The organism is Paraglaciecola hydrolytica (genome assembly GCF_001565895.1).
GTDB lineage: Bacteria > Pseudomonadota > Gammaproteobacteria > Enterobacterales > Alteromonadaceae > Paraglaciecola > Paraglaciecola hydrolytica.
The window spans coordinates 279662-283506 of sequence record NZ_LSNE01000002.1; the positions used below are offsets into that span (position 1 = coordinate 279662).

Genomic DNA, 3845 nt, shown 5'->3' on the forward strand with positions numbered 1-3845 from the left:
CTACTTTTGCCAATTTTTCCACCGGTCTACTGAATTCGCTAGCTAGCTTGTAGGCTAATAACATACTGACCAACGTTGCAGCCAAACTTAGCCATAAAAGGGTATGCAATAAACTGTGTGCGGTCGATAAGGCTTGTGTGCTAGGTTGGCGCACAACCACTTGCCAGCCTAGCTCAGTTTCACTATGAGTACGCACGGCAATTGTACTGCTGAGGTATTCAATGCCGTCATCCCATAAAAGAGCTTTTCCAGTAGAATCGGTAGATAAGGCTTCAGGTAGTTTTACGATCCCAATACTGTTAAACGGATAAAGTACATTATTATGTTTATCGGCGATAAAGATATCCACACCACGTGTTTTAGCATCGTGTGGCATGGTAGAGGCTAGTACCTCTGCAATCCACGACCAATTTGCGTGGGTTGCCACTACACCTATTAGTTCGCCTGAGTTTTTAAATACAGGTGCCGCAAAATCGACAAATCGTAGAGGTTCATTGTTGTTATATTCAGGCAGCTTTTTTGCCAGTAATACGGCTTCATGAATATCACCAAGATAAGGTTTAGCTAAACCTTCAGTAAACCAAGGGCGCTGTTGTACATCAACCCCTTCTAATAAGCCTTTTCCCGCAGCAACAACAATGCCTTGAGTGTTAGCAAAACCAATCCAAGCATAGTGAGAATAGGAGTCTTGCATTAAATTAATTGCATCACGCACGGGTTGTAAATTGGTGTCGGCAGTTTGAAAAATGAGGCGTTTACTGAGTAAAACGATTTCGCGTTGTCTCTCGTTTAAGGTCGCAGCTAACATGTTGGCCGTTGAACGTCCTACATTATTTAGTTCACCATTACTTGCGGCGATGAGTTTCTGTGAGGCGATATGGTATATCACGCTCACAAAAACTATCCCTAACACAATAACCAATACACCGATAAGCAAGGTTAAACGGTATCGAAAGGTATTGAACCAATGTGGCATTGAATAATCGATTAACATACAAAATTTAGTTGATCATTACTTTGCATGGTAATTAATTGTATTTCAATAAGATTTTGTGTCATTACGGCTAAACGAACAGACTATTTTTAGCATAAAAACACAGTTTTTAGAGTGTAGTTCAGGGCAAGTTGATTAAGTTAGTATATAATCGCCGCTTATTGTCTATTGCTTGCTATTTAGTGGGCTGCTTACTACTTAATGTAGTGTATTTATTAAGGTTTACCCTCGATGGAAAAAACGTTTATCACCGCTCAACAATTATTAGAAGATTCTTTTCGTTTGGCGTCACAAGTATACGAAGATGGTTTTAGACCCACCTTTATTATCGGTATTTGGCGCGGTGGGGCTCCTATTGGCATTGCGGTGCAAGAGTATTTTGACTTTAAAAAAGTGGTGACTGATCATATTGCTGTGCGTACTTCGTCTTATTATGGTATCGATCAGCAATCTAAAACCATTAAAGTTCATGGTTTGCACTACCTTATCGAAAACGCTAATAAGGAAGATACCTTGTTGATTGTGGATGATGTGTTTGACTCTGGTCGCAGTGTTGATGCACTTGTGAAACAAATTAAAAAATTATCCCGTGCCAATATGCCCCACGATGTGCGTATTGCCACACCTTATTTCAAACCAAAAAACAATAAAACGGAATTAACACCAAACTATTTTGTACATATCTCTGACGAGTGGTTGGTATTCCCCCATGAGATTGATGGCTTAACGCCAGATGAGATCATTAATGGCAAAAAAGACTTGGTTAATGTGATGCACTTGCTTAAACAGTAAATGGCAAGTCTATTAGAATAGAAAAGGGCAGATAACTGCCCTTTTTATTGTGTGCTGTTTGCGACACAGTTTTGAATAAGCAAAACTAGCCTAGTTCAGCCAAACACATTTCTTCATGGATTTGTTTACACCAGCCTTTAACACGTTGTTCAGTAAGTTCAGGCTGTCTGTCTTCATCTATGCCCAAACCGACAAAGTGATTTTCGTCTGCCATGCCTTTAGAAGCTTCAAAGTCGTAGCTGGCTGTCGGCCATTGTCCGATCAAAATGGCGCCGCGAGCTTCTACAATGTCACGTACCATGCCCATGGCATCGAGGAAATATTCTGCATAGTCTTCTTGATCGCCACAGCCAAATATAGCCACTAGTTTGTCGGTGAAATCGATTTGTTCTAGTTCTGGAAAAAAGTCATCCCAGTCACATTGAGCTTCACCATAATACCAAGTGGGAATGCCAAACATTAACAAATCAAAGGCGGCAATATCTTCTTTGCTGCTTTTAGCAATGTCATGTACATCAATCAGACTTTTGCCTAATTCTTTTTGGATCATTTTAGCAATATGTTCTGTATTGCCGGTGTCGCTGCCGAAGAATAACCCCACACTCGCCATCGTTTACCTTACCTCTATTATCTAATTAGTGTTGTTGGAGTTTCTGTTGGATCAATGCTCGATGATATACTGCATTATGCCTTTAAAAATGAAACCCGCAGCCCCTAGAAAAAGCACAAAGTACACCACGGCTTTACCTATTGCAGGGACATTATTTTTTTTAAGTAAATCATGAACGACATAACCCATTAATAAAAACAAACCGATTAGCGTGATATCTAGGATAAGCGCTTCTATTTGCTCATAATATTCGTTCAACATTTGTGGTTACGCCACCCAAGTAAAAAATCGTGCGCATACTAGCATAGACTGTGGATCTTTAAAATTAATAGGCAGTGTTTCTGGCAAAAAGTCATGGAAAAAAACCAGCGAAAGAACTCACGCCAAAAAACGTTTGATCGTAGTGATGCACAGTGCTGGTTTTTCGGCATGTAACCAGTGGCCGGTATTCGCTAGCATCTTAAGTTGACTGTTTGGAAACAACTGCATTACACGGTCTTTGTGGTCGGGCATTAAATAATCCGAAAGCTCACCTTTGATAAACAATGTAGGTTTTATAAATGGTGATTTGCTATCAAGCCCGGCAGATAACTTGGCATAGTCACGTTTTAACAAGGCCAGATTAAATTGCCAGTGCCAGCCATTGTCATCTTGATTCAAACTTTTTAGTAAAAATTGCCTAGTTCCAACTTCTTTAATAAATTCCTGCAGGTAGTGGTCCGCATCCTGGCGCCGAGTAATCGTTGCTAATGGGACTTGTTCCAAACCTTCAAATACAAGTTGATGACGTGGTGTATAACTCACAGGTGCAATATCTAAAATAATTAAACGATCAATTAAATCTGGCTGACTTAAGGCTAATTGCATCGCAATTTTTCCACCTAAAGAATGGCCGACAATATGTAATATTTCGATATTTAATTCATTAATTAATTCACTAACTAACAAAGCATAATTAGCAAAACTAAATTCATCTGTATGTAATGAATTACCGTGATCAGGCAAATCAATCGACAGCACTTTATAATCATCAGTTAAACCTCGTCGTAAGGCAGCTAAATTATCTAAACTGCCAAACAAACCATGGATCAATAATATCCATGGTTTATTTTGTTCATCCTGATGTATTTGATAATTAATGTTGCTCAAATCAAACCTTTAATTAAATCGACATAAATAGGGTTTTTATTTTCTATTTAATTAAACAGCAAATTTTTCTAGGGATAAGCCATTGGCAATAGCTTCTGCATATACTTTTGGCATTCTGCCAATACCTGTCCATAGATGTTCTTTGCCATCTTTAGTCACTAATTTATATTTCACCGGGCGCTTTTGTGGAGTTTTAGCTGGCTTATTATCAGTGGCTTGGTGTAAATCTGCTACGGCTAATCCGGCTTCTTGCATTTGTTTAAGAATATCAGTTAGTTTGGCTTGTTTGGCTAAATCCTG

6 protein-coding genes are annotated in these 3845 nt (G+C 39.0%); 1 reads left to right on the forward strand and 5 read right to left on the reverse strand.

What is annotated here, in order from left to right; all coding sequences use genetic code 11:
* A partial coding sequence (locus AX660_RS02070) for a cache domain-containing protein (RefSeq protein WP_201027388.1) occupies nt 1-976 on the reverse strand: 976 nt, incomplete at its 3' end.
* A 249-nt stretch (nt 977-1225) separates the two neighbouring features.
* On the opposite strand from AX660_RS02070, the gene AX660_RS02075 reads away from it, so the two are divergent.
* Entirely contained in the window at nt 1226-1786 is a 561-nt protein-coding gene (locus AX660_RS02075) for a phosphoribosyltransferase (protein ID WP_068371743.1), read from the forward strand.
* Between the two features lie 85 nt (nt 1787-1871).
* On the opposite strand, the gene fldA is transcribed toward AX660_RS02075, so the two are convergent.
* From fldA to AX660_RS02095, 4 genes are all read right to left on the reverse strand, one after another.
* Nucleotides 1872-2396 (reverse strand): flavodoxin FldA, encoded by a 525-nt coding sequence (fldA, locus tag AX660_RS02080; protein WP_068371746.1) that lies wholly within the window; start codon nt 2394-2396, stop codon nt 1872-1874.
* Between the two features lie 51 nt (nt 2397-2447).
* Complete coding sequence (locus tag AX660_RS02085) at nt 2448-2657, reverse strand: DUF2788 domain-containing protein (protein ID WP_068371749.1); 210 nt, start codon at nt 2655-2657, stop codon at nt 2448-2450.
* Nucleotides 2658-2774: 117 nt separating this feature from the next.
* Nucleotides 2775-3545 carry an alpha/beta fold hydrolase gene (locus tag AX660_RS02090; RefSeq protein WP_068371752.1) on the reverse strand — a complete coding sequence of 257 codons (771 nt, stop codon included), beginning with the start codon at nt 3543-3545 and terminating at the stop codon, nt 2775-2777.
* 51 nt (nt 3546-3596) lie between these two features.
* A partial coding sequence (locus AX660_RS02095) for an H-NS histone family protein (protein ID WP_157884299.1) occupies nt 3597-3845 on the reverse strand: 249 nt, incomplete at its 5' end.

Coding starts and splice junctions, on each gene's coding strand:
- AX660_RS02075 (WP_068371743.1), top strand. CDS start 1,226: ATGGAAAAAACGTTTATCACCGCTCAACAATTATTAGAAGATTCTTTT.
- fldA (WP_068371746.1), bottom strand. CDS start 2,396: ATGGCGAGTGTGGGGTTATTCTTCGGCAGCGACACCGGCAATACAGAA.
- AX660_RS02085 (WP_068371749.1), bottom strand. CDS start 2,657: ATGTTGAACGAATATTATGAGCAAATAGAAGCGCTTATCCTAGATATC.